The organism is Peribacillus sp. YIM B13477 (genome assembly GCF_042787955.1).
In the GTDB taxonomy this organism is placed as follows: domain Bacteria; phylum Bacillota; class Bacilli; order Bacillales; family DSM-1321; genus Peribacillus; species Peribacillus frigoritolerans.
Window position 1 is genome coordinate 442,616 of the sequence record NZ_JBHZPD010000002.1, and the last position, 21,177, is coordinate 463,792.

General features: G+C 31.8%; 19 protein-coding genes. 4 read left to right on the plus strand and 15 right to left on the minus strand.

Features of this window, described 5'->3' with window-relative positions:
- Window positions 1–170: 170 nt before the first annotated feature.
- Window positions 171–404, minus strand: coding sequence for a hypothetical protein (locus ACFX4H_RS08835; protein WP_377434958.1), 234 nt, complete (start codon window positions 402–404; stop codon window positions 171–173).
- Window positions 405–1,643: 1,239 nt separating this feature from the next.
- Between ACFX4H_RS08835 and ACFX4H_RS08840 the strand changes: the two genes are divergently transcribed.
- Complete coding sequence (locus tag ACFX4H_RS08840; RefSeq protein WP_377434960.1) at window positions 1,644–1,979, plus strand: hypothetical protein; 336 nt, start codon at window positions 1,644–1,646, stop codon at window positions 1,977–1,979.
- Window positions 1,980–2,583: 604 nt separating this feature from the next.
- Here ACFX4H_RS08840 and ACFX4H_RS08845 read toward each other — a convergent pair.
- Both ACFX4H_RS08845 and ACFX4H_RS08850 read right to left on the minus strand, forming a co-directional pair.
- A complete protein-coding gene (locus ACFX4H_RS08845) occupies window positions 2,584–3,633 on the minus strand; it encodes a DUF4238 domain-containing protein (protein WP_377434962.1) in 1,050 nt (349 codons plus the stop codon).
- Window positions 3,634–3,942: 309 nt separating this feature from the next.
- Window positions 3,943–4,995: a hypothetical protein gene (locus ACFX4H_RS08850; RefSeq protein ID WP_377434964.1), complete on the minus strand. Its 1,053-nt coding sequence runs from the start codon at window positions 4,993–4,995 to the stop codon at window positions 3,943–3,945.
- A gap of 566 nt (window positions 4,996–5,561) precedes the next feature.
- Here ACFX4H_RS08850 and ACFX4H_RS08855 point away from each other — a divergent pair.
- Window positions 5,562–5,810, plus strand: a complete 249-nt coding sequence (locus ACFX4H_RS08855) for a restriction endonuclease (protein WP_377434966.1) — start codon at window positions 5,562–5,564, stop codon at window positions 5,808–5,810.
- A 1,117-nt stretch (window positions 5,811–6,927) separates the two neighbouring features.
- On the opposite strand, the gene ACFX4H_RS08860 is transcribed toward ACFX4H_RS08855, so the two are convergent.
- From ACFX4H_RS08860 to ACFX4H_RS08915, 12 genes are all read right to left on the minus strand, one after another.
- Window positions 6,928–7,143 (minus strand): GNAT family protein, encoded by a 216-nt coding sequence (locus ACFX4H_RS08860; RefSeq protein ID WP_377435292.1) that lies wholly within the window; start codon window positions 7,141–7,143, stop codon window positions 6,928–6,930.
- A complete protein-coding gene (locus ACFX4H_RS08865; protein WP_377434968.1) occupies window positions 7,050–7,382 on the minus strand; it encodes a GNAT family N-acetyltransferase in 333 nt (110 codons plus the stop codon). Before ACFX4H_RS08865 ends, ACFX4H_RS08860 begins: the two co-directional genes overlap by 94 nt.
- 132 nt (window positions 7,383–7,514) lie before the next feature.
- The gene (locus tag ACFX4H_RS08870; protein ID WP_377434970.1) at window positions 7,515–7,967 is read right to left on the minus strand and encodes a hypothetical protein; all 453 of its coding nucleotides are present in this window, start codon (window positions 7,965–7,967) and stop codon (window positions 7,515–7,517) included.
- Window positions 7,968–8,001: 34 nt separating this feature from the next.
- Window positions 8,002–8,625 carry a helix-turn-helix domain-containing protein gene (locus tag ACFX4H_RS08875; RefSeq protein ID WP_377434972.1) on the minus strand — a complete coding sequence of 208 codons (624 nt, stop codon included), beginning with the start codon at window positions 8,623–8,625 and terminating at the stop codon, window positions 8,002–8,004.
- Between the two features lie 383 nt (window positions 8,626–9,008).
- Window positions 9,009–9,674 (minus strand): DUF2290 domain-containing protein, encoded by a 666-nt coding sequence (locus ACFX4H_RS08880; protein WP_377434974.1) that lies wholly within the window; start codon window positions 9,672–9,674, stop codon window positions 9,009–9,011.
- The gene (locus tag ACFX4H_RS08885) at window positions 9,667–11,778 is read right to left on the minus strand and encodes a DEAD/DEAH box helicase (RefSeq protein ID WP_377434976.1); all 2,112 of its coding nucleotides are present in this window, start codon (window positions 11,776–11,778) and stop codon (window positions 9,667–9,669) included. Before ACFX4H_RS08885 ends, ACFX4H_RS08880 begins: the two co-directional genes overlap by 8 nt.
- An 836-nt stretch (window positions 11,779–12,614) precedes the next feature.
- The gene (locus ACFX4H_RS08890) at window positions 12,615–14,090 is read right to left on the minus strand and encodes a recombinase family protein (protein WP_377434978.1); all 1,476 of its coding nucleotides are present in this window, start codon (window positions 14,088–14,090) and stop codon (window positions 12,615–12,617) included.
- On the minus strand, window positions 14,071–15,495 hold the full coding sequence (locus ACFX4H_RS08895; protein WP_377434980.1) for a recombinase family protein: 1,425 nt from the start codon (window positions 15,493–15,495) through the stop codon (window positions 14,071–14,073). The genes ACFX4H_RS08890 and ACFX4H_RS08895 overlap by 20 nt, the downstream gene beginning before the upstream one ends.
- On the minus strand, window positions 15,488–15,661 hold the full coding sequence (locus tag ACFX4H_RS08900) for a hypothetical protein (protein WP_285767529.1): 174 nt from the start codon (window positions 15,659–15,661) through the stop codon (window positions 15,488–15,490). The genes ACFX4H_RS08895 and ACFX4H_RS08900 overlap by 8 nt, the downstream gene beginning before the upstream one ends.
- A gap of 59 nt (window positions 15,662–15,720) precedes the next feature.
- A complete protein-coding gene (locus ACFX4H_RS08905; RefSeq protein WP_328109920.1) occupies window positions 15,721–15,867 on the minus strand; it encodes a hypothetical protein in 147 nt (48 codons plus the stop codon).
- A 1,094-nt stretch (window positions 15,868–16,961) separates the two neighbouring features.
- A complete protein-coding gene (locus tag ACFX4H_RS08910) occupies window positions 16,962–17,855 on the minus strand; it encodes a hypothetical protein (protein ID WP_377434983.1) in 894 nt (297 codons plus the stop codon).
- A 499-nt stretch (window positions 17,856–18,354) separates the two neighbouring features.
- Window positions 18,355–20,355: an Ig-like domain-containing protein gene (locus ACFX4H_RS08915; protein WP_377434985.1), complete on the minus strand. Its 2,001-nt coding sequence runs from the start codon at window positions 20,353–20,355 to the stop codon at window positions 18,355–18,357.
- A 414-nt stretch (window positions 20,356–20,769) separates the two neighbouring features.
- On the opposite strand from ACFX4H_RS08915, the gene ACFX4H_RS08920 reads away from it, so the two are divergent.
- A complete protein-coding gene (locus ACFX4H_RS08920) occupies window positions 20,770–20,952 on the plus strand; it encodes a helix-turn-helix domain-containing protein (RefSeq protein WP_377434987.1) in 183 nt (60 codons plus the stop codon).
- A gap of 2 nt (window positions 20,953–20,954) precedes the next feature.
- On the plus strand, window positions 20,955–21,140 hold the full coding sequence (locus ACFX4H_RS08925; RefSeq protein WP_252433379.1) for a helix-turn-helix domain-containing protein: 186 nt from the start codon (window positions 20,955–20,957) through the stop codon (window positions 21,138–21,140).
- The last annotated feature ends 37 nt before the right edge of the window (window positions 21,141–21,177 follow it).

Consider the following 21,177-nt stretch of genomic DNA (forward strand, 5'->3'; position numbering starts at 1 on the left):
TGCATTTCCGGTCCTTTTTTTGCATTTTAAACCTTCAGTTCCGGAAATTCATTGAACGTAAATAGTAAAGAAGAAGAGAAAAACTAAGACAAGAAGAATTAGTAAGCAACCCATTAAGTTGAATTTTCCTTATAAGTAAATAGTTAAGGGAGAAATACATAAATTCTCCTTTATAATTCTTTTATCTTTAAAAGTGCATTAATGAGGTCCTCGACTCCTTCTACAGGGAACTCTGGTCCCATCGCTCGTAGCTGCCCATTTGTTTTACGAATCTGAAAACGATAATTAACTTTGCCAACCTCCTTTTCCACTCTTGTTATACGGAAAAATTCCTTTTTTCCTCCATAATTCCACGAATGTAATTCAACATAAGCATTTCCACTTCCATCGTGTTCAAAGTGCAAAATTCCCACCCCTTTATCCTTATTATCCATAAGTATAAAAGTATCAAATATATATTGCGAGTCGAGGATGGGGTAGAAAAACCTTGAACATCCTAGGACGTCTCTAGGAAATGTATAGGAAAAACCCCCTAAAAAGCCAAATTTTAACCTTTATGGTTCCTTAATATATTTAGCCTGTATATTCTATTATTTTTTTAAAATCTAAGTTTTTATAATAAGGCTATGAACAAGGCTTTCAACAACTTACTAAAACATTTGGGGAGTTTAAACCAGATACAAAAAGAAAAAGCATTTGATTTCATAAAATCCTTTTTATCTAAAATACTTTCTCAAATGGCTTGAAAAGGTCGTATTGCGGCTGGTGAATTAGACAAGGTTTATGGAGTCATATTGATACCTCTGCTTTGTTATACACAGATACGGTAACGAATGATAAAAAGTTTGCAGCGATGCAAAAACTTGGCATATCCCACTCCTAGAAGATAATAAGCTAAAAGAAAGACAACTGAACGAGTTAAAAGAAAATATATATAAGTCAATTAGTTGATGCTGCTAATTCAAATGAATATCAGTACGGACTGACCGATTTTGAAAATATAGGCACGTATGAACGAACGGTTGCAAATTTCTTTAAAGAAGTGCAAGAACAAACAGAAATCAGAGATAAAGAACAATCCTATTACTCATCGAGTCTAAAAACAAAAATCATCTGGTTCTCATTATATATTGGACTCGCAAATTTCTTAATGTTAACAAGCTTTTAATACTGGTGATTTAATGGAACAATACAAAACGTTTTTGCCTTAATTTATTATCTAAGGGGGCCTATTATGATGGTCCCATTTTAACTTATACTATTTATTGTTTAAGCATTGTAAAACATTAATATTGATTTTGTACAAATAAATGAGACCGCTTGTGTTTAACGGGTTCAGTTTTCGAGTACAAAAAGAGAATTCGCATAAGTATTAGCACGGATTTAATATATAAATTTGTTGCTTTATTTTTGTTGTTATATCAATGTTTATTCAGCATTGGTATTCAAAACGAAATCTTAATTACAAAGCAAATTGGCAACAGTCTGATACAGTATAAAACTGATGTTAATTTGAATGTTAATCCGTTGACCATATTAAATTTAAAACTCATTTTTTATCACAAAAAGTACATTTAATGTAAAATTAAATGGTAAATAAGATACACAGTAGAATATTATAACGAAGTAAGAGAGGAAATAGTATGGAACAATGCTCTTTTTGTAAAATAGAAAAACTTGAAAATAATTTTTATATGTATAGTATTCACAATATGACTAGGGGGAGAGTTCAAAAAGGTTATGTTTGTAAACTTTGTAGTGATATGACATATGGTGATAAATGGTATTCAATTATAGGTTATGATGAAAAATGTGAAATTAGTAATCAAGGCTATGTTAGAGAGTTAAGAGAAAGCAGATATTTTAACATAACGCGGGTACAAAATGCTAGTATGAGTTATGTGTATTTAACTAAAAATGGTAAGAGCATGAGGAAAAATATTCGTCCACTAATGAAAAGGTTTTGTACGGAAAGATGAACAATACGAGAGTATTGTTTCGTATTATTAATTGGTAATTTAAAAATTAAAAAAGCAGTTGGATATGATTCCACTGCTTTTTCTATTGCTAATAATTATTTGTTTCTTAATGTTATTCGTGTTGTGAATTTCAAGTTCTTCAAAACCGAACCCATTAGCTTATTAAAATAATTTTGTTGCCTGTCATCAGGCTCTTCTATATCATCCATTATTTTTTGATGCTTACTAATATGATTAGCTATATATAAAAGTAAACCACCCCCCCACCAACAAGTACCTTAAAACCTGAACCACAGCTACCCACTCCAAGGCGTAAAAAACTATCACACCGAGAAGAACATATATCCAAAGAACAGAACTTGGTTGTACCTAACGAAATTTATACAACTGTAAACTCTAGGAAACTTTTACGAAAAAATCTTGAAATTTGAGTTGCTAAACCTTTTATTCATTTGCTTATTTATATCGTTATCTGACCGATATAATTTTGCTGAGTTCATACGAAAAGTCGATTTATTACGCCTAATCCAAACGGAAGGTGAGCTTCTTTTCCATAATATTTTTAGTTACATTACATTCATAAATTCTTTCCAACAACACCTTTTTACCCAAAATACAATGTTCGATTTTGTTCACGCATAATATAACCTTTATTACAATTTTCCTTAAGCTTATTGTTATAGTGGATTAATTCATCTTTTGTAAGTTTCTTTATCATATATTTGTCTATCGCGCCATTTCTAAAAACCCCGCAAGCAATTTTCGGATTTATGGGAAAGATATATTCGGTTGCACCACCATTATTAGTAAATCTACATACAGGATTGTCGCTTGTTATGAATTCACCATCATTGGGAGCTAAAAACAAAACTATACAAAAATTATTGATGATTTTAATTGCTTCATCCATCATCGTTCCTTTTTCATCAAGAAATTGACGATATAGCTTTATTACAAAACTATGAGCGAATTCATCATACATGTTTTCTAAAAACGGATATAACCTTTCTTCTTCTGGTATAATGATACCCTTCCAGTCAATTCCGAAAAATTCTTTATTTAGCACTGTATCAAACGCTTCTTGGAGACTTGGATGATAAGGCTTAGTCCTCCATTCAAGGGACACCATAAACTTAATGAGTTCATCACGCTTTACAGCTTGTATCGCTTGGGAGCTTACATTGGCAAGGACCTTATTAGAAATAGTTTCATTAATAGAGTTCCAATAATTCTCATACAGCCGACTCCAGCCAACTTCTATATCTCTTACATGAATTTTTAAAATAGCATCTTTTAAAGTTTTTTTCTCATGTGGGTCCACCACACGTTTACTATCGTTATGAATGATAGTCCATGAATCAAAATCATAAAATTGTTTATTCATCTCTATCGTACTTTTAATTACTTCGTCATCTTTCATTACAGTATATTTTTCTAACGGATAAAAGAACTTTTCCGTATCATCCTTAGTATGGTACGGAAAGCCTACTCTTAATGAATGATAATTATCTACTCCTCCAAATTTTTTAGTGCTTTTTCTATCTCCTACACCATCTGTCCCTTTTTCAACTACATAAACATGAGAATTGCCGTTTTTCCAAGCTCTCATATATGTTTGAGGTGTGAGGTGATGATAAATAGCTTTTGTCTCCATATAAACACTCCATATCTTTAGTCTTTTAAATAAGCACTTTAAATAAGTCTCTCAATTAGTCCACTTTAATCTTATATATAAAAGTAGTTAATGAAAATTATACCTTGTTTTCAAAAAATAGACGATTATGAAAAAGCATTTTACACCTATACCATCGACCTACCATCTAAAAAACTTTATTACTTCAAGGCTTTATATCTCTTTTTGAAAAAGGTATTAAAAATTTTCTGAAAAATAACCAGATATGAATTAAAATATAAAATAACAACAAAAAAGCCAGCATCCGCTGACTCATTAACCCTTATTAAATTAAATATCGTAAATTGAATCAAAACCCATACCATAGAATAACTCTTTATTTTCTACTCTCAATTCTGCTAAGGTTTTGTTTTTTTCTTTCACAATGCAATATTCATAGCCATTTATTTTACCGCCATTTAATTGACTCGCCCACTCATTTAAGGAGATAATTTTTCCATTGAATTCTAAATTGTCCCCACCGTAAATTTTCGCCTTCGATTCTTCTTCTTTGTTTCTATAAAAGCAATCGTCCCCTTCAGACACCAGACCAACCTCTATCATGTGGCTTAGTTTTGGGTATTTATTTCTTGAGCCACCACTTTTTCGCTTCCTAGTCGTTGGTCGTTTATTTTCACTTTTTATAATTTCTGAAAAATAATCGTCATCTGAACCCAACGGCAATAATTTCTTAATTTCCAACAAATATTCATTCCCAGTCTCTCTTTCAATCAATTGTGGAGCGATTTCAAAACATGAAATATCAACACCCTTTGTCAGCAACCAAGCCGAAGCGGATAAGACACTAGGTTCAAAACTTGAGGCAACTAGAATAATTCTTTGGTCCGCATTGAAATCATTAAATGTTCCATGCTCCTTCAAAAAGGTATAAATATCTGTTATACCCTGTTCAACAGCTTTTTCTTCCTCCACGCCCATATATCGTATAAGATACTCGGCATGGACTTTCTCCACTAATTCTTCTATGCTATTGATTTTCGCAAAAGACGCAGCATATCTTATAGCTTGAGATTCGAAATTATCTCTTCTAATTTTCATGTCGTCTGAATCGCGTTTGATTTCAATAATTACAACATTGCCGTTGCTATCTACACCAACTAAATCTGTCCGTTTGTTGGAATTATCCCTGACTTGTTTCCCTATAATTTTTAATTCATAATCTTCTTCCTGAGTTAATATTTCAATATTCTCTTGCAGGAATTCTTCCAAAGCGTTTTCAACAAGTCCCAAGCTTTTGTATGTTACCCTTGCTATTCCACATTCGTTTTTCTTGATTTTCATTTTACTTGATTCATTTTCTTCTATTTTGATTTGAATTAACATGCAACACCATCCCCCGACTGAATATGAACACAATAAATGAACAGGTATTTAATCTCTATTATAGATTAAACCGATAACACCTGTAATGGGTTGTTGACTGCAATTAATTTATCTTTCTAAATCATGTTTTCAGAAGAACAATCCTTACCTATTTCATGGAAGGAAATTCATAGGTCATTTCTTCACTCCCATTATTAAAATGCAAAGAATAGAGATTTATTTCCTCATTATTGAACCGAATATTTCGTTTATTTATTGCCCTTTTTTTATCCACTCTGTATCATTTTCCAGTGGTAAGGTTATTAATTAATCTTTTATTCATTGTTATCTTCTTTGGTTCAATTGGTTTAGGGTTACGTTGGTTACCTTGTTTGCAAATCTTTTTTATTCAAAATTAAGCCAACAAATTTAATTGAACATATAGAAAATGTAGATAAAATGAGTTGTCTTGAATTTGAACATTTTTTAAAACCTATTTTTTTAGAAGTAAAGGCTACTACGTAGAAATTACAAGCGCCTCTAGTGTTTTTGTGGAGATTTAATATTAAAAAAGAAAAGAAAAATCTGTGGTACAAGCCGAGCAATATGGGGAAGACAAGAAGGTTGGTGTAGATGCGATAAACGAAGTGGTTGGAGCTGACGGATACTACAAGATTGTAATTAACAATCGTTATTATACCGATGCTGCTAAGATAACCGGTAAAAGGAATGGGGTTATTTTACTTGATAGGGATGACCTAGTAAGGATGCTTAATCATCAATACAACGATGCACAAATTAGATACTCAAAGCAGAAAGAACCTATTGATATATAAATTATTTTTTTATTAATACTGATTGAAAAGAAGTGTTACTTAAATATTAGCTATGAAACGACTTTTATTTATGTAGTAGAACTATTTTTCAAATAACCTACTAATAAAGCATTTGAATTAATGGCTTTGGTGTGAAGGAGAGGAGGACAAAAAATGCCCTTAATATTAAGGACAGAATTCCATTGTAATGTAAAAAAAATTGTAACAACCAAACTTTTGGCGCTTCAATCGAGTATGGATTATTTAAGGTGCCAAGAGCAGGATTCTCATACTCTTGACTTGCCCAGGTCTCACTTTACCAAGCACTCTACTACGAGTACACCTTATTCTGCCTAGCTTTCGCTATGAGGACGGTCACATCTGGGTAGTGTATTCCCTTTTAACGGGAGACACTACGAGAGTAAATCGTAGCCGGGGCAGACGGGATACCCAACGGAAAGCTTTTACGTCATATTACAACAGCATATTTGCCTATCAAACATACTGAGGAGCGCTTCGCCACATCTATAATTGGGATTAAAGTAATTCAAGATGGATTGTTTAATCCATGTTTATCATTTTAAAGTAATTTTTTTAAATCCTTTTTATATATAGAATTCACTTATATATTTACTGAAAGAAAATATAATCGTTTCGGCGGTTCGTACATATCCCAATTAAATTTACCTTTCAATCATGGTATATGCTGTCTTATACTTCTAGCAGGTTCCACAGCATAGCCTTCGTATGATGGAAAGCACTATGGTCCTTATAATCCGGTTGGAAAAACATACTTTTTTCTTCTAATACTTCTTTTTGCAGGGACTAATTTTCCAAAGTCATCTGAATCGTCAACAGCGACTTTATCAAAAATCATGTTCATTACCTACATCTAGTATTTACTGTGATAGGTGCACTCTATCTTAATTATAGTCTCTATTAAAGTTTAATGTTGATAGTAGGTGTAAAAATAGAACTTTCAATTTAATGGAAGTTCTATTTTAAATTATTTGCTTATTAAACTAACGCCCCGTTACTAACGATATCACTGTAAATAAAGCATAAAAAATACATCTAAAACTTTACTATGGAGTACACCTTTAAGTCTTTATGTTCCCCTTTAACATACATTACCTTTCTACTTATACCTTCGAAAGACATACCTAACTTTTTCATACGCTCTGAACCCTTGTTTTCTAAAAAGCATCTCGCCTGTATACGAACTATGTTCATACTGTCGAAACCAAAAGTGGTCGGTAATTAACCCTTTGCCCCAGTATTCTTTAGATAGAACATATCCATTTTCAGCACTATTGTGTTCTGGCTGCCACCAAACAAAGTGAACTGTTCCAATAAATTCACCATTTTCTTTAAGCTCAATCCCCATAGAGCATCATATTGAGGTAAAAACGTATTTATAAATTTAATTGTATCTGATGATGAAGAATGAGTATCCCAAGTTACATATCTCGTTACTTCTTCATTCGAAGCACCTAAATATATATCTTCTGCATCATCTAATGTGATATTTCTAAGGGTGAGACGTTCAGTTTCTATTTTAGGTACATCAGCAAACTTTTCTAAAATATTCATAAATCCACCACTTTACAAAATATTATCGACTGATAATAATCTTATCATTTTTTTAAAAATTCTATATTCAATTAACCAGTGAGTTAGTTGAACAAGAAACAAAATATTCATAAATTCTTTTAATTTATTGAACTAAGCAGTTTTACTTTTTCCCTTCCCTTTTTCCTTCACTAGTTGTTTTTCGTGCCACTTTTTATATCCAGTTATGTGTTCATCAAGAAGTTGGTAATAACGGAACCAGTCATGTGTTTCAACTTTTGATGTATAATCTTCCAAATTTCTCCAATCAGACATTAATTCAATAGCTGGTTCGATATATTTTTCATTTTTAGCTGCTATTTCTATTAAATTGGTACAAACATTTCTTGTCCAATTTAATCTATCGTATTTATCCGAAGACTCTTCGTTTGGTATTCCAATCAAATCGAAAACATGGTCAAGCATCTCATTCATTTCAGCATCAAAAACTTCAATAGCTTTCGACATTACTGGTTCATTCAAAAAAACCTTTTTAAATGATTTTTGTTTTTCATAGTAATTTGAAAATGACTTAATTACATTTATTAATATTTCTTTCTGTTCCATATAGTAACACCTCTTTTATTCATAGCTGAATTAATCAATTAGTATCTTCACTTTTTTTTTCGCCACGCCAAATAGCAAATTGTTTTTCACTTTCAGCTTTCTGTTCGTCTGTTAATTTCCTCCAAATATAGAACTCGAAAATGTGTTGCATATATTGACTATGAATTCCCCTGCCAGAAAACAATTCATCCATTATTCTATTACGAATATCCTGCTGTATTTCAGGAAGACGATATTGCAAACAATATCCCGCTTCTTCTAAATTTCGAATGTTGGCTAGTCCCTTTGTATCCGGGTCAAATAACTTACTCTCCGTTTTCGACCTTTCAATTTCATCAAATATTGTTTCATCTTCATGTCCACGATAGCCGATTATGTAATTGTCTAATCTTTGATAACATTCTACATCGCCTCTGAATATCAAAAGTTCATCATATGGAACTCCTAAAATCCTGGAGAGTGTTATTAAATCAAGTTTATCAGGAAAAGATTTCCCACAATAATAATTAGAAATCGTTTTTCCTTCTCTTCCCATAATTTTTGCTAATTGTGATTGTGAAAAACCTGCTCTCTGAACTAAGAATTTTATTCTTTGACCAGTTGCTTTTTCAACAATCTTGTCCAAATATGAAAAGTCTTTTATTTGTTTATTTGTCAATTCTACGAGCCTCCTCAAGAGTAAACATATCCATATTATAGTTACGTTTTGTAGGCAAAAGAAGTAGAAAAATTCTTTCTAGAGTTATATAAAATATCGAGGTTGTCTTCTTTTACTATCCTGACCCGTTAGTTGAAGAGGATTATTACATACCAAATAAATGCTAAAAGCAATGCGATTTCAAGATTTTAGTTTATTGTATATTTCCTACTTCATCTCCTCCCCAAAGAGACAAGGTTATGCCTTTTGTAAAAACAAAATAAGACCTTCAACAATGAAGGTCTTAACTAATTTCCCTTATTAACAAGAAGTCATTCTATTTTAATTTAAATAGTTGATAATAGTATCAAGTTTATAAAAATCCAACTAACATATTATATACATCACCCTTGGATATTTAAATGCATAATTTTCTTTTCGTTGTCGGTAATAGTAACTTCAGTCAAACTAATTTTACTGTGAAACTGAAAGTCGCTATATTTATACAATTCAGAATAAAAATTTCTCAAAATAAAATCTGTGAATAGTATTGGTGAAACTGGTGCATTTACTGGAATTCTACAATTTTTAAAGTGTCCTAGTGTTATATGTGACTTTGAATGATGAATATCAATATGGTCATCGTCACTTTTGCTATAATCGAACCTAATAGGAAAAGGCACAATGTTTTTATATAAAATTTCTTGATATATTTCCTTTTGACTAAGTAAGTTTTCATTCTCTTGGTGTTTATGAAGATGTGGGCAAGGATAGTATGCTAATCTATGTTTTATCAGTCCCTCCTCATTAAATAAATACATAAACTGAATAAGGGATTCATCAATGAGTTTTATACTAAAATTTTCATTTTCTGTTAATTCATCAAAAACTATATTGTATGGAATGTTTTTTAAGGCAATTGATATATTATCTATCTTCCCCCAATCTACAATAAATTCACCCGATGTTTGCATCCTAACAGATGGAAAATTTTGCTCTTTGCTTATTCCAAGTGCAATTAGTTCTTCAGTTACATGATTTATTTCTCCAATAACACCAGTCTTATTCATCTTTTAACAATCCTTGGAGAGTTTGTCGTAAACCTTCTGGAAGGTCTTCAAGATATATTGTTCCTTCTTGAATTGATTTGACTGTTTCAGTTAAATTTTCTATTGTTGATTTTATTTTTCTTTTTTCATCTATAGTCATATCACGATTAATTAAATTCATTGTTTTTCGTTCTTCTTCAGTCGGATAAGTAAAATCAAGCTCGAAATTTTTATCTTTAATCGACTGATATTCCAACTTTAGTTTTTCCATATTATTTCCTATCCCAGTTACCCTTACCCAAGATTTACTTCTCGTAAGGGCTGTGAATAATATATTCCTCTTCTTAATTAATTCCTGACCGGTATAACAATATTGCCCGTTCATTACATATACCATACCAGCTTCATTACCCTTTGCCCGATATATTCCTGTAATTGTAATCGAATCTTTTTCTTTAAAGATATCAGGGTCATTTGAACCAGCAATGTGTGAGTTAATTCCTAACTTATAAAGCTTTTTTCTTAAAATGCTAGCCGCACTCTGAGTAGTTAAAGGGTCAGTGTGAATTACCATAATATCCTGATACCTTAATTCATCTTTTTCAATATTTTTTTTAATATTTTGAGCTAACCATTCGGCTTGCTCTTCTTCATCTTTTAAAACATGGAATTGTATTAACTCATCTATAGGAGAATGCTCTAAAAATTCCGGACTTGCTTTACTACTTCTACTTAGTTTGACTTTCTTTCCATCAGCTAGCTCACCTTCTAATACATCATAGCCAACTTCTCTCCACAAGTTCTTTTCCCCAAACATCTGTATTAAGAGTGCATCTTCGGGGTAATAAACTCCAAATCCAAGTGCATGAGCGGTAGCTAGTATAGGTCTAGAATTTCTATAGCATACTTGAAGTATTATATCTTGTTTGGGCTTATCAGGTTCATTCCTAAGAATTACTCTAGGTTTATCTTTCTCATCAGTTCCAAAGATTTCTTCAGGACTTAACATAGATTTTTTATTTAGAGTCTGTAATTCGTCGTATGCAAAAATTAAACGTTTCTCCTTGGTAAGGATTTCATAACATAGAAGTAAAAAATCACCTGAAAAGTCTTGTGCTTCATCAATAAGAATTAAATCATAAAGGGGTTTAAACTCGTCAATTTCATTTAGTGCCTTTTTACATACCATCTCAAAACGTTTATCACGGGAATACGTCAACCTATCAGCATCATCAAATGTATAATATTCTATTCCATGTTCCTTACATACATTGTAATAAATACCTTCATTTCTGGAACTACCCCATGCTTGAATAATGTTAACTTTATTCCAATCCGGTTCTTCTCTTTTATGTTCATATGTAAACTTTGTGATTAAATCTTGAAATTGTTTTTTTAAAGACCTTGTGTTGAAAGTTACTGCAATATTCCAATCTGGATGCATTGCATGTAAATACGCAACTTTTAGCGCTAATACTATTGTTTTACCGGAACCAGCCAAGCCCCTAACCCTTTGTGGACCATCTACTGTTTCTATTACTGCTGCACTTTGGTTACTATCTAAATTAGATATTGAGTCATCTAGCATTTTTAATATTGCACCCTTAGAGCTTGAATCTTTTATATCTCTTTTGGGTTTAGATTTTATTTTAGTCACTGCTTGAATCGCTTCCAAAAGATGAGAAAAATATTCTTCGTTCTCCCACACTTGTGTTGATAGCATTTCTTCTAATTCTTGGTGATTAGTTGCCCATTCAAATTCTCCGTCTTTATTTCCATGCGTTCTCCAACCTGAAGCATAGGTAATAACCCCTATTTCAACCATAAACTTTCTTCTATCCTTCAGTGAATTATAATCACGTAGTTTCGCTTCAGCTTTATTGAACAAATCATCTTGGATATTTAATCTATCTTCAAATTCAGTTCCCTCTACTAAGTCTATTATCACTACACCATGTTCCTTAGACACAAGCATTGCATCTATGTTAATGGCACCATCAACACTTCCAATTATCGGATACCCCAGATATAAAGTTCCTTCAATTTCTTCTTTTTTTTGAAAAAATTCAACTAAACTTTTAGTTGAAGCATATTTATCTGCCGAACCTCTGATAATGTTTACCATTTTATCAACCTTTCTTAACCTATATTATTTTTTCTTAATTATCTCAAGGGTCACCCATTTAAGGTTGATTGATTACATATATTCTATAACATCAATCATATTATTATTAATGAGAGTATCCATCAACAACAAAAAATAAAAATCCTTTTTAGTAAGCACCAGAGCATCAATCAATGCAAACCTATTTAGTAAATAGTAACATATTAATAAGGAGGAATTCTTGTTACTTTTTTTCGGCTAATGAATGAATTAAATTCTGGTATTAAATGGCATACACCAATATACCCGACACGAATATTTATAAAAAATTGGATGATTTATCTATTCACCAAATTTCAAGATATAATACATAAAGGCTATTATTCAACTTCACTCTTCACCACTTTAGAGTGTAGCTTATCTTTCTATTGACGTCGCATCTTTTTATTTTCACTGACAGTATTCCTTTTGTTACAATGAACCTATTAATAGGAGTTTGTAAATAATATTTTCCTTCCCAACACCCATTACTAAACCCTCGTTAACAATCCTTCAAACTAATTAGACTATCACTTTTTACAAAACGAGAAAAGCCGCTTTAATATAAATAGGCTGAATATCCAGTTTCCCGTCCCATTTTTTATTTGGGTATATAAGTTCGATTTTCTGTCCATACTATTCTTATAATTTTCGATAATATATCCATAAAACTATACCTTATAGGATTGAATATCGAACTAATAAAAAGAAAAAGCTTATAACATATAGCATTTAATGCCATTTGTTTATAAGCTAGTTCTATTCAGAAAAATCCGGTTCGGTTTTTCATACAAGTGTCCGGTAGAAAGTTCGATTTTCTATCCTATTGTATTTTCAAGCAGTACCACTGGGTTAACTTTGAAAAGCACATTAAATTTCAAATCTGTTCCCATTCTATCGTTAATCCTTATACTTTCAATAAAATACAGGAATACTAATCTAAGTTCTGTATGTGATAATTCGTTTAAATTCAGCTGCTCAAAATTGTGTAAAAAGATATCTATATTATCTGGTTCTAAGAGATTTTCGATATCTTGTATTGTTAGATTAACATTATGAATTTGCTTTTGTATCCTCTTTTCTACATTTCGAAATACGCTGTCCAATTTTAACCCTTTTTCAATTTGACTCTTTTGATTTTCCTGACGAAGCTTTTCTTGAGCTTTTAGTTGTACAAGAAAATCTTTTAAAGTATCAGAGTAATTTAGTAATGAACTAGTTACTGTGGAAGAGTTAATTTTAAAAGAAACTGCCAATTGTTTTTGTATATAATTAATTAATAGGTGGTTTAAACTTTCAGCTTCAATTTCAAACGGACAATTAGTGCAGTAATATTTCAAATAGGCATATTTAATACCCTTCTTTTTAGTTGAGCTATTCCGATGTTTAAGCCGATACTCACAATTTTCACAATACAATAGGTTACCGAATAAAAATGGTGTTTCAAATTTATTGTACTTTTTTTTCAATGAACGATTAATTTCAATTAATCGTATTAAAGAACTTGGCACGATTGGTTCATGTGTGCGCTCTTCAAAGATTTGTTCACCTTTGATATTCCAGTCTAAGTGACCTAGATAAACTGGATTTTTCAACATATTGTCTATGGTACTTGCTTGCCATTTTTTTTTGGAAGGTGAAGGAATTTCAGCTTCATTTAAAATATCAGCAACCTTTTGTACGGAATGACCCCAAGATGCTAAATAAAAGATGAATAATACAATTTCTTCATCTTTATTGGGTACTAATTGCTTTCGTTCTTTATTATGCTTATAACCAAATGGACTAGTAGAACCAGGTCTTTTAACAACTTTTAAATTCATATCAGTCTTTTGACTATCTACCGCTCTTCTTGATTTTTCGTTAGACTCTGCATTAGCTATAATCAGTTGCAACTTAACGTCCAAATCCGCAGGTGTCCAGGCTTCTTCTTTTGTTGTAGTGAAAAACTTAAGATTTGGTTTTTTATTAATTACATCATAATAAAACTCAGAAACAAATGAATAAATTTTTCTATCAATTCTTGAGAAGTCATAAAAAATAACTGCTCCTATATCTTCTGTTAATATTATTCTTTTCATTTTATTTAATCCATCCCGTTTGCTAGCCTTTACTTTAAAAGCACTTACTGCATCATCATAAAAAATAAACTCATCTGGTAATAGATAACCCTTTTTTTTAGCTAAATCTTGTATTGCTAACTTTTGAACTTCAAAAGAGTTATTACCTTTTTGATTAGTGGATGAACGTCTAATTGAAGCGACAGCCAACTTTTTAGATTTTAATGTTAACAACACTACTCATCCTCTCTATGTAGTCCTTATCTAGATATTCATTAAAAAAGAAATAAAAGGTTAAATATTTTTCATCAACGAAACATTCTTTAACAATAAGGTTTACGAAGTTCTTGATTTCATTTTCCGTTAATGAACTACCAACATCTATTTTTTCAATCAACACTTCCAAATTTTTTTTATAGTTATTACATATTAAAATCTGTTCTTTCACTTCTTTTCTTGCAGCTTTTAATTGTTTTAATCTTCTGATATCTTCATCGAGATTACTTTTGTAAAACTGCTCTTTAGGTGAAGTAGCGATTTTTAATTCTATATCTTCAATCTCTTTTTCAGTTGAGTAATGCTCTCTTTTCTTAATTTCTATAATTTTTTCAAGAATCACTAAAGCCTGTTTCTCCAAAGCATCTTTATTCACCGAGCTAAATACTATGGAAAGGTTACTGATTAATGATTTGTTAAATTCACTTACGTCAATCGATATCTTCTTGTGTTTCCTTGAACAAGTGTATAATCCTGAATTACCCATTTTATTCTTTCTATATACCATTTTGTTTTGACACATTTTACAAAAGGGTATAAAAAAACTTTCTGATGAACGTTCGTCTAGATTCCCCTCTAGCTTAGTAATAAAGGGCTCAACTTTATTTTGAACTTCAGAAAAAACCTCAATTGTTATTGCAGGTTCAACATATGATAGTAAAGCATAACGTTTTCCAATTTTTTCATGTCCAGCATAAAAACAATCTGTTAATATCTTTACGATTTTCATCGGTGGTCTATTGAATACCCCTGAAAAAACTGTAATTAAGTCTATGAATTCTTTAGTATTCTTAATTCCATTTGCTTTTTCGAAAAGGTTTGTTAATTGAGTTTTATATTCTGAATCCAAAACGTATTTTTTTATGATATCCTTTTTATTAACTATAAAGCCGAATTTCCTATTGGGTAGCTTTCGATTATTATCCGCCACCCTGCGCGCAATGCCTTTACCTTCTTCTTCTATCAAAATCCCGTTAAACCCCTCTACCAAGTAATTAGAACTAAAATTTGAATAGCTTGCATCAGTTGTGGTGAAAATTATTTCAATATTATTAGCAATAAACAAATCTACTAATTCAATGTATTCATAGAAGTTTCTAGTCAACCGGCTTCTGTCATAAACATATATCTTAGCAATTTCCCCTTGTTTAATTAATCTAATGACCTCCACCATTTTCTCTCTGTTCTTAATGCTAATTTTGTTTGCTGAAACTCCCAGTTCATTAATTTCTAGATACTCATCTTCATCCAATACATCTCTGTACTTTTTATCAGCCGCTACTTGCATTTCTAAACTCTGATTTTCTGTACTAACTCTCCGAAGAAATAGTATCAACTTGTCTTTTTTTACTAATTTATTCAATTTTATCTTCCTTTCCTTGGTACCGCTTATTAATTATTTGAATTTGCTCAGTGACGGAAAATCCAATTTCCTGAAAAAGTAATTTTTCAATAAGTCGCTCAATCCACATTGTCCCCAACTCGTTTTGCTCTTGTGTTATAACAAATTGAGTTTTAATGTCCTTCATATAATCGCCTCCTAATCTAGTCTTATATACATAATTGACTGAAAGCGTTTTTTATATACCTACAAGTTTTTTAAGCTGTCAAAATCGAATTCTAGTTGGTATGTATCGTCTAAATCCTCTGACACTTCTAAAATATCTTTTCTTTTAATGACAGCCTTATATGTATTTGAGCCTGGCAACTTAAGTTGCTCGAATATATTTTTCATTATTTATTCCTTCTGCTCATAATCAGAGCTTTATATTTATTAACAATGGTTGAAGAAACATTATGTTTTTTACATACTTTCTCAAGACTTTCCAATAGATTTTCAGGGATATGCTCATTCATAGTTTGGTTCTTCTCCAATTTTATTTGTAAATACATTTATTTTTTGCTGGGTAATTGTTCTTATCCTTCGATTAGGTTTCCTTACTTGAATTTTCATTTTCCTATTCCTCTCTGTCATCAATTTAGTAAGCATCATTTCAGTAAGGTCATAGTAGCAAATAAAAAAATTGAATGGATGGAAAATCGAAATTTTTTTTCTAATTCAGGATTTATTTTTCCAAAAAAAAATCTAATTAAAAAAAACAACAAATAGGAGACTTAATTTGCTATACTAGATAGTTTTTTTAAAAATGATATTCAAAATGGGATATAAAAAAATATGTAGATGGTTTAAAGGAGGACGGGTTAAAGGCTGTATAACATGGCTTATTTTGAACGGACAATACATAAGAAAAGGACCATGCAAGGGTCCTTTTTACTTGGTAAAAAATTAATTATGTGTTAAAGACTCAACAGCTAATACCTCTTTATTCGAGCACCTAGATAGTTTAAAAATTGCTTATGACCGGTTTCCTTTGTCACCGGTATCCCGAATAATTTGTTTTATTTCTTCTTTTTTCATTATTTTCAACACCTCAATTAAAATCTCACATTAATTATATTACTTCTAATCCTCAATAGAACAAAAAAGTTAAAAAGCAAACCAGCGCAAACATAGCCAAGTATTAAGTAAATGGTGTCGATTTATTTTTCGACATATTCTTTTCTTAAAAGGAATTAACACTTGGATAAGCGAATATAGGTATTTAAGTTTATTAGAAGAACTTATTTGGTGTTATTCGATACAGAACCGGCAGATATTTTGGCTACAAAAGCGAAAAAGTTAGCCTCTGCAACAACTGTAGAACAATGCATTGATATTTTTATATAGAAGATTGAAACATAAAAGGCATAATAAAAAAAGGTACTCACCATTGTTGTGAGTACCTTTTTGCCTAAAATTTTTGCTTCAAAAAATGAACATGAAAACGATTATTTCACTTCCATAATCCATTTTGCTTTGCTACCCGTAATATAATCTGTGTAAAAGATTTCATAAGGTGCATTACCGGTTACTCCGAAAGCAGCAGGTCCGTTAACGTGCTTCCCAGCTTGGACAGTCTCGGTTAAAGTATCGAGTGCATATACCTCCATCTTTTCACCTTTGCTGTCATATACCTCAAAATCGTCTGCGCTAGCTAGTTGTTCTTCCTTTGTCCCATTTTGGTATTCAATATCAAATCCCAATACTTCTTTTGGCTGTGTTTCTTCGAATTCGTTTCTTTCCTTTGTATAATGTGCATTTGTTAATGTAATGATGTGCCCTTCCACATTTACCTTTTCACCCAGCTTAAAGGTTCCAAGTTCTTTAGGTTTTTGTTCGGAATCCTCACTGTCTTCATCGAATTCAATGGGTTTCTTGTTTTCCGCAATAACTGTATTACTCAAATCAACAGTACGGATAGTTGGTTCTTTTTTATCATCGTAGAGCTCAGAGTGTTTATATAGTTCTCGTATGTAGGCATCCATAATTGCTGCTTGCATGCTATTTTCAAAGCTTCCGCCGTCTGAATTGTTCACTTTCATTTCAATTGTTTTGGAATCTTTTAATTCCATGCTTTTATAGGCGATAGCGCCTTCGTCATCAGGACCTGCCATCTGTTTTAAAATTGTTTTGAAATCTTTTTTTGGCATATAAATTTTAGCCCATGCCTCTTTATCTGGATTCTCAAAATCTATTTTAGAGAAATCTTCCAATGTTGTGAACTCTTTTTGCTCTTTCTTCGGTTCTTCAACCTTTTTGACATCTCCGTTTGAACTGTCTGAACATGCCGATAAAAGAATGATAGACAATAAACCTATTATTAATACTTTTAAAAACCTCATTAATCATTTTCCCCCTGTATGGTGTCTCTTTTAGCACGGTTTATTATCTCTTGTAACAATATTTTAATCAATAGTTGTTTTACAAAAACATGCAAGGTAAATAAAAGTGGAAAATCCAGATTTCAAGAATCAAATAGTAGATTGTTTAATGGATGAATTTAAGTAAACGTAGACATTTCATGAAAAACGATATTTGGTTCAGAAATTGAAAAGAAAATGGATGGCGATATGGTTTGGTCACAAGATATGGGACCTGCTTTTTAGGCAAAGGAAATAATAAAAAGTGTGGGTCTACCAAATGGAGGAATAGACGTCGTTCTAATTTATATATCCTTACAGATGAATGATTAGAATTATAATCAGCAGATTCTTTTTGTGTTAAGCGTTAATCGGTTTTATTAATCTAGTGCACCAACATTATTGTTTAATAAATATACAAAAAAGAACGGTCATACTTGGAGAAGTATGACCATTTTTGTTAGTGTCTTTTGATTTAACATTAGCTTACCTTCGTTGTTTTACTTTTACTCTTGTTCCGTGATTTGTCTTGAGCGTATACCTTTATAGTAGACCCCTTCTTTTGTGCCTTGATTTTCACTTTATAATTTCCTCGGCTATCTACTACTCCTTGTCCGATTTTCTTGCTTCCATTGTAAATATAAATGGATGCGCCTTTTTCACTCTTACCAGTAACCGTTATGGTCTTACTAGTTATTTTATTAACCGTTGGGACAGGTGGAGCTGTTTTATCAATGACCTTAACAGTTCTGCTGGAGCTCTTATTTCCTGAAGCATCTTTCGCATAAACAACAATGGAAGTGCCAGCTTTTTGCTTCGAAATCTTCATGGTATACGAACCGCTTTTTGATGTGGCTTCTCCAATTGTTTTGGTTCCTACAACCGCATATACTTTTGCATTGGTTTCGGCTTTACCAGTAATAGCCGTCGCATAATCATAAACGGTATTAACACTTGGAGCAGAAGGAGCTGTTTTATCGATTACTTTTACCGATTTACTTGCACTCTTATTTCCAGCTACATCAACCGCATAAATAAGAATCGTTGTACCGGCTTTTTGTTTAGCAATCTTCATGGAATAAGCACTGTTTTTCGCTGTTGTTTCCCCGATTTTCTTGCTTCCCACCATCGCATATACTTTTGCATTGGTTTCAGCTTTACCAGTAATAGTAGTCGAATAATCATAGATAGCATTAACGCTTGGAATAGACGGCGCTGTTGCATCTTTAACCGTTAAATCTTTTGCCTCACTTGTGTTTCCTGCTTTATCAGTAGCTGTGACGGTTAGTTTTGTTCCAGCTTTTTGTTTGGATATTCGGACGGTGAATTTACCATCGGTACTTGTTGTAGTATACCCTATTACTGGTGTACCGGCTTTAACCATAAGGATGGAACCAGGTTCGCTTTCCCCTATTATATTCGTCGTTTTATCTGTTACTTCATTCACTTTTGGTAATGCAGGAGCTGCGTTATCTAAAGGTGGTGTCCAAGACGAATCTCGCTTTTTAATATAAGCAGAGGAAATATAACCAGTTGATTTCCCATCTTTCGTTTTAACATGAAACCAGACAAACTGATTTGCATTTGCTGTTTTCTCTGTTTTTAAGGTATATGCCAATTCTCCTGTGATTTCCAATAAAGTATTTTTTGGAGCTATATAATTTATCTCACTGGAAGCAGCAGGCTGTGCTCTTAAATACCTATTCCCTCCTGTTACGACTACATCTTGCCCGTTTTTTACAAAGTAGACAGAAGTATGCAATGGGTCAGTTAGTATAAATGTCTTTTCCCTAAAAACAATATTGTTGTTAGGGTCGTATGAGAAATGCTCTTTCTTGAAAGGAAATTGTGCTAAAAATTGAGTTTTTGTTAAGAAGCTATCATTTTCAATATAAGAAAAGACTATTTCTTGATAAGCTTTTGTATTTTTCGTCCCATCGCTCTGGTATACAGGACCGTTAATAGATTTTGTTCCATTGTACGCCATGATAGGGAAATACCAATTTTCTATTTCCTGTCTTCCTGCACCTTGTATTTTTGGAAGAGTATTGTTATCGAAATAATCGTACTTTTCGTTGAGGATTTTGACGCCCTCCTCGATATTGAAAGTAATATCGTATGATAATTTCTCTACATATTTTAATTTCTCTTCCTTGCCGTACTCCTCTGGTATATCTGTAACCTGCATGATACCGATTCCATCATCATAGGAAATTTTAGGTTTGTTCGGCGCTATGAATTGCACCCAATCACTTTCTTTCCAAGCCACAGCCTTTACTACTTCAGGAGGGATTTCTGCATCCAAAGCTGCATTCGTCAGTAAACAGTTAATATGCTGAAAAGAGGGATTTTCATTTTCCTTAATTACACCAAACAACGGTGAGCATTTGGATGCCCATTCTGACGCGGCAGAGGTTTCTTCATTGACCAAACCAAGTAATAAACATGTTAATAATCCTGTTCTCAATAAGATAGATTTCATTATTCCATTCTCCATTCTACTCAGTTAACAATCTAGCTATATTTTACCATAATTAGTTTTTATTAATAGATTCTCCAATGTTATTTAAATAATAGAATGAAGACTTGAAACACAGCCAAGGTAGTATTACTAGATTTAAAACAGAACAAAAAAAGAGTTAATACTCATACAAGCATTAACTCAAAAGTAAAACATCTAGATGGATGCTCCAACACTATATAAAAAACTAACTCACTTTTACCGTTTTGCTTTTACTCATGTTGCCTGATTTGTCTTACTAACTGAAATCCAAAATTAAAAGTAGTTACAAAGAACTATTTTTTATCTTATCAAAAATAAAATAGATATTTTCACATTTAATAAAATCAATTTGTTAATATCAGCGTGTAGAGTTTTGAAAGGAGGAAAATAAACGTGATAACAACCGAATACCCTTCTATATTAAAAGTTAAGGATATACAAAATATATTAAGAATCGGACAAAGACAAACGTATGATTTAGTTAAAACTGAGGATTTCAAGACAATACGACTTGGTAATAGACATCTCTATTCTAAAGAGCACTTTATTAATTGGTTAGAAGGAAAGGGGAAATAGACATGACAAATATAAGTACGCTTGATTCATATCCAGATGTTATAACTGTTACCGAATTACAAAATATCCTTGGGATAGGGCGGGAACAAGCTTATATACTAGCTAACAGCAATTCTTTTCCTGTTAGAAGAGTTGGGAAGAGAATTATAATATATAAACCAACTTTTATAGAATGGTTAAAAAGTTAACTAAACAGATGTATAAGATATCAAAAAGTTAAACATA

Coding starts and splice junctions, on each gene's coding strand:
- ACFX4H_RS08840 (WP_377434960.1), top strand. CDS start 1,644: ATGGAACAATGCTCTTTTTGTAAAATAGAAAAACTTGAAAATAATTTT.
- ACFX4H_RS08845 (WP_377434962.1), bottom strand. CDS start 3,633: ATGGAGACAAAAGCTATTTATCATCACCTCACACCTCAAACATATATG.
- ACFX4H_RS08850 (WP_377434964.1), bottom strand. CDS start 4,995: ATGTTAATTCAAATCAAAATAGAAGAAAATGAATCAAGTAAAATGAAA.
- ACFX4H_RS08865 (WP_377434968.1), bottom strand. CDS start 7,382: ATGAATATTTTAGAAAAGTTTGCTGATGTACCTAAAATAGAAACTGAA.
- ACFX4H_RS08870 (WP_377434970.1), bottom strand. CDS start 7,967: ATGGAACAGAAAGAAATATTAATAAATGTAATTAAGTCATTTTCAAAT.
- ACFX4H_RS08880 (WP_377434974.1), bottom strand. CDS start 9,674: ATGAATAAGACTGGTGTTATTGGAGAAATAAATCATGTAACTGAAGAA.
- ACFX4H_RS08885 (WP_377434976.1), bottom strand. CDS start 11,778: ATGGTAAACATTATCAGAGGTTCGGCAGATAAATATGCTTCAACTAAA.
- ACFX4H_RS08900 (WP_285767529.1), bottom strand. CDS start 15,661: ATGAAGGACATTAAAACTCAATTTGTTATAACACAAGAGCAAAACGAG.
- ACFX4H_RS08905 (WP_328109920.1), bottom strand. CDS start 15,867: ATGAAAAATATATTCGAGCAACTTAAGTTGCCAGGCTCAAATACATAT.
- ACFX4H_RS08910 (WP_377434983.1), bottom strand. CDS start 17,855: ATGAGGTTTTTAAAAGTATTAATAATAGGTTTATTGTCTATCATTCTT.
- ACFX4H_RS08915 (WP_377434985.1), bottom strand. CDS start 20,355: ATGAAATCTATCTTATTGAGAACAGGATTATTAACATGTTTATTACTT.
- ACFX4H_RS08925 (WP_252433379.1), top strand. CDS start 20,955: ATGACAAATATAAGTACGCTTGATTCATATCCAGATGTTATAACTGTT.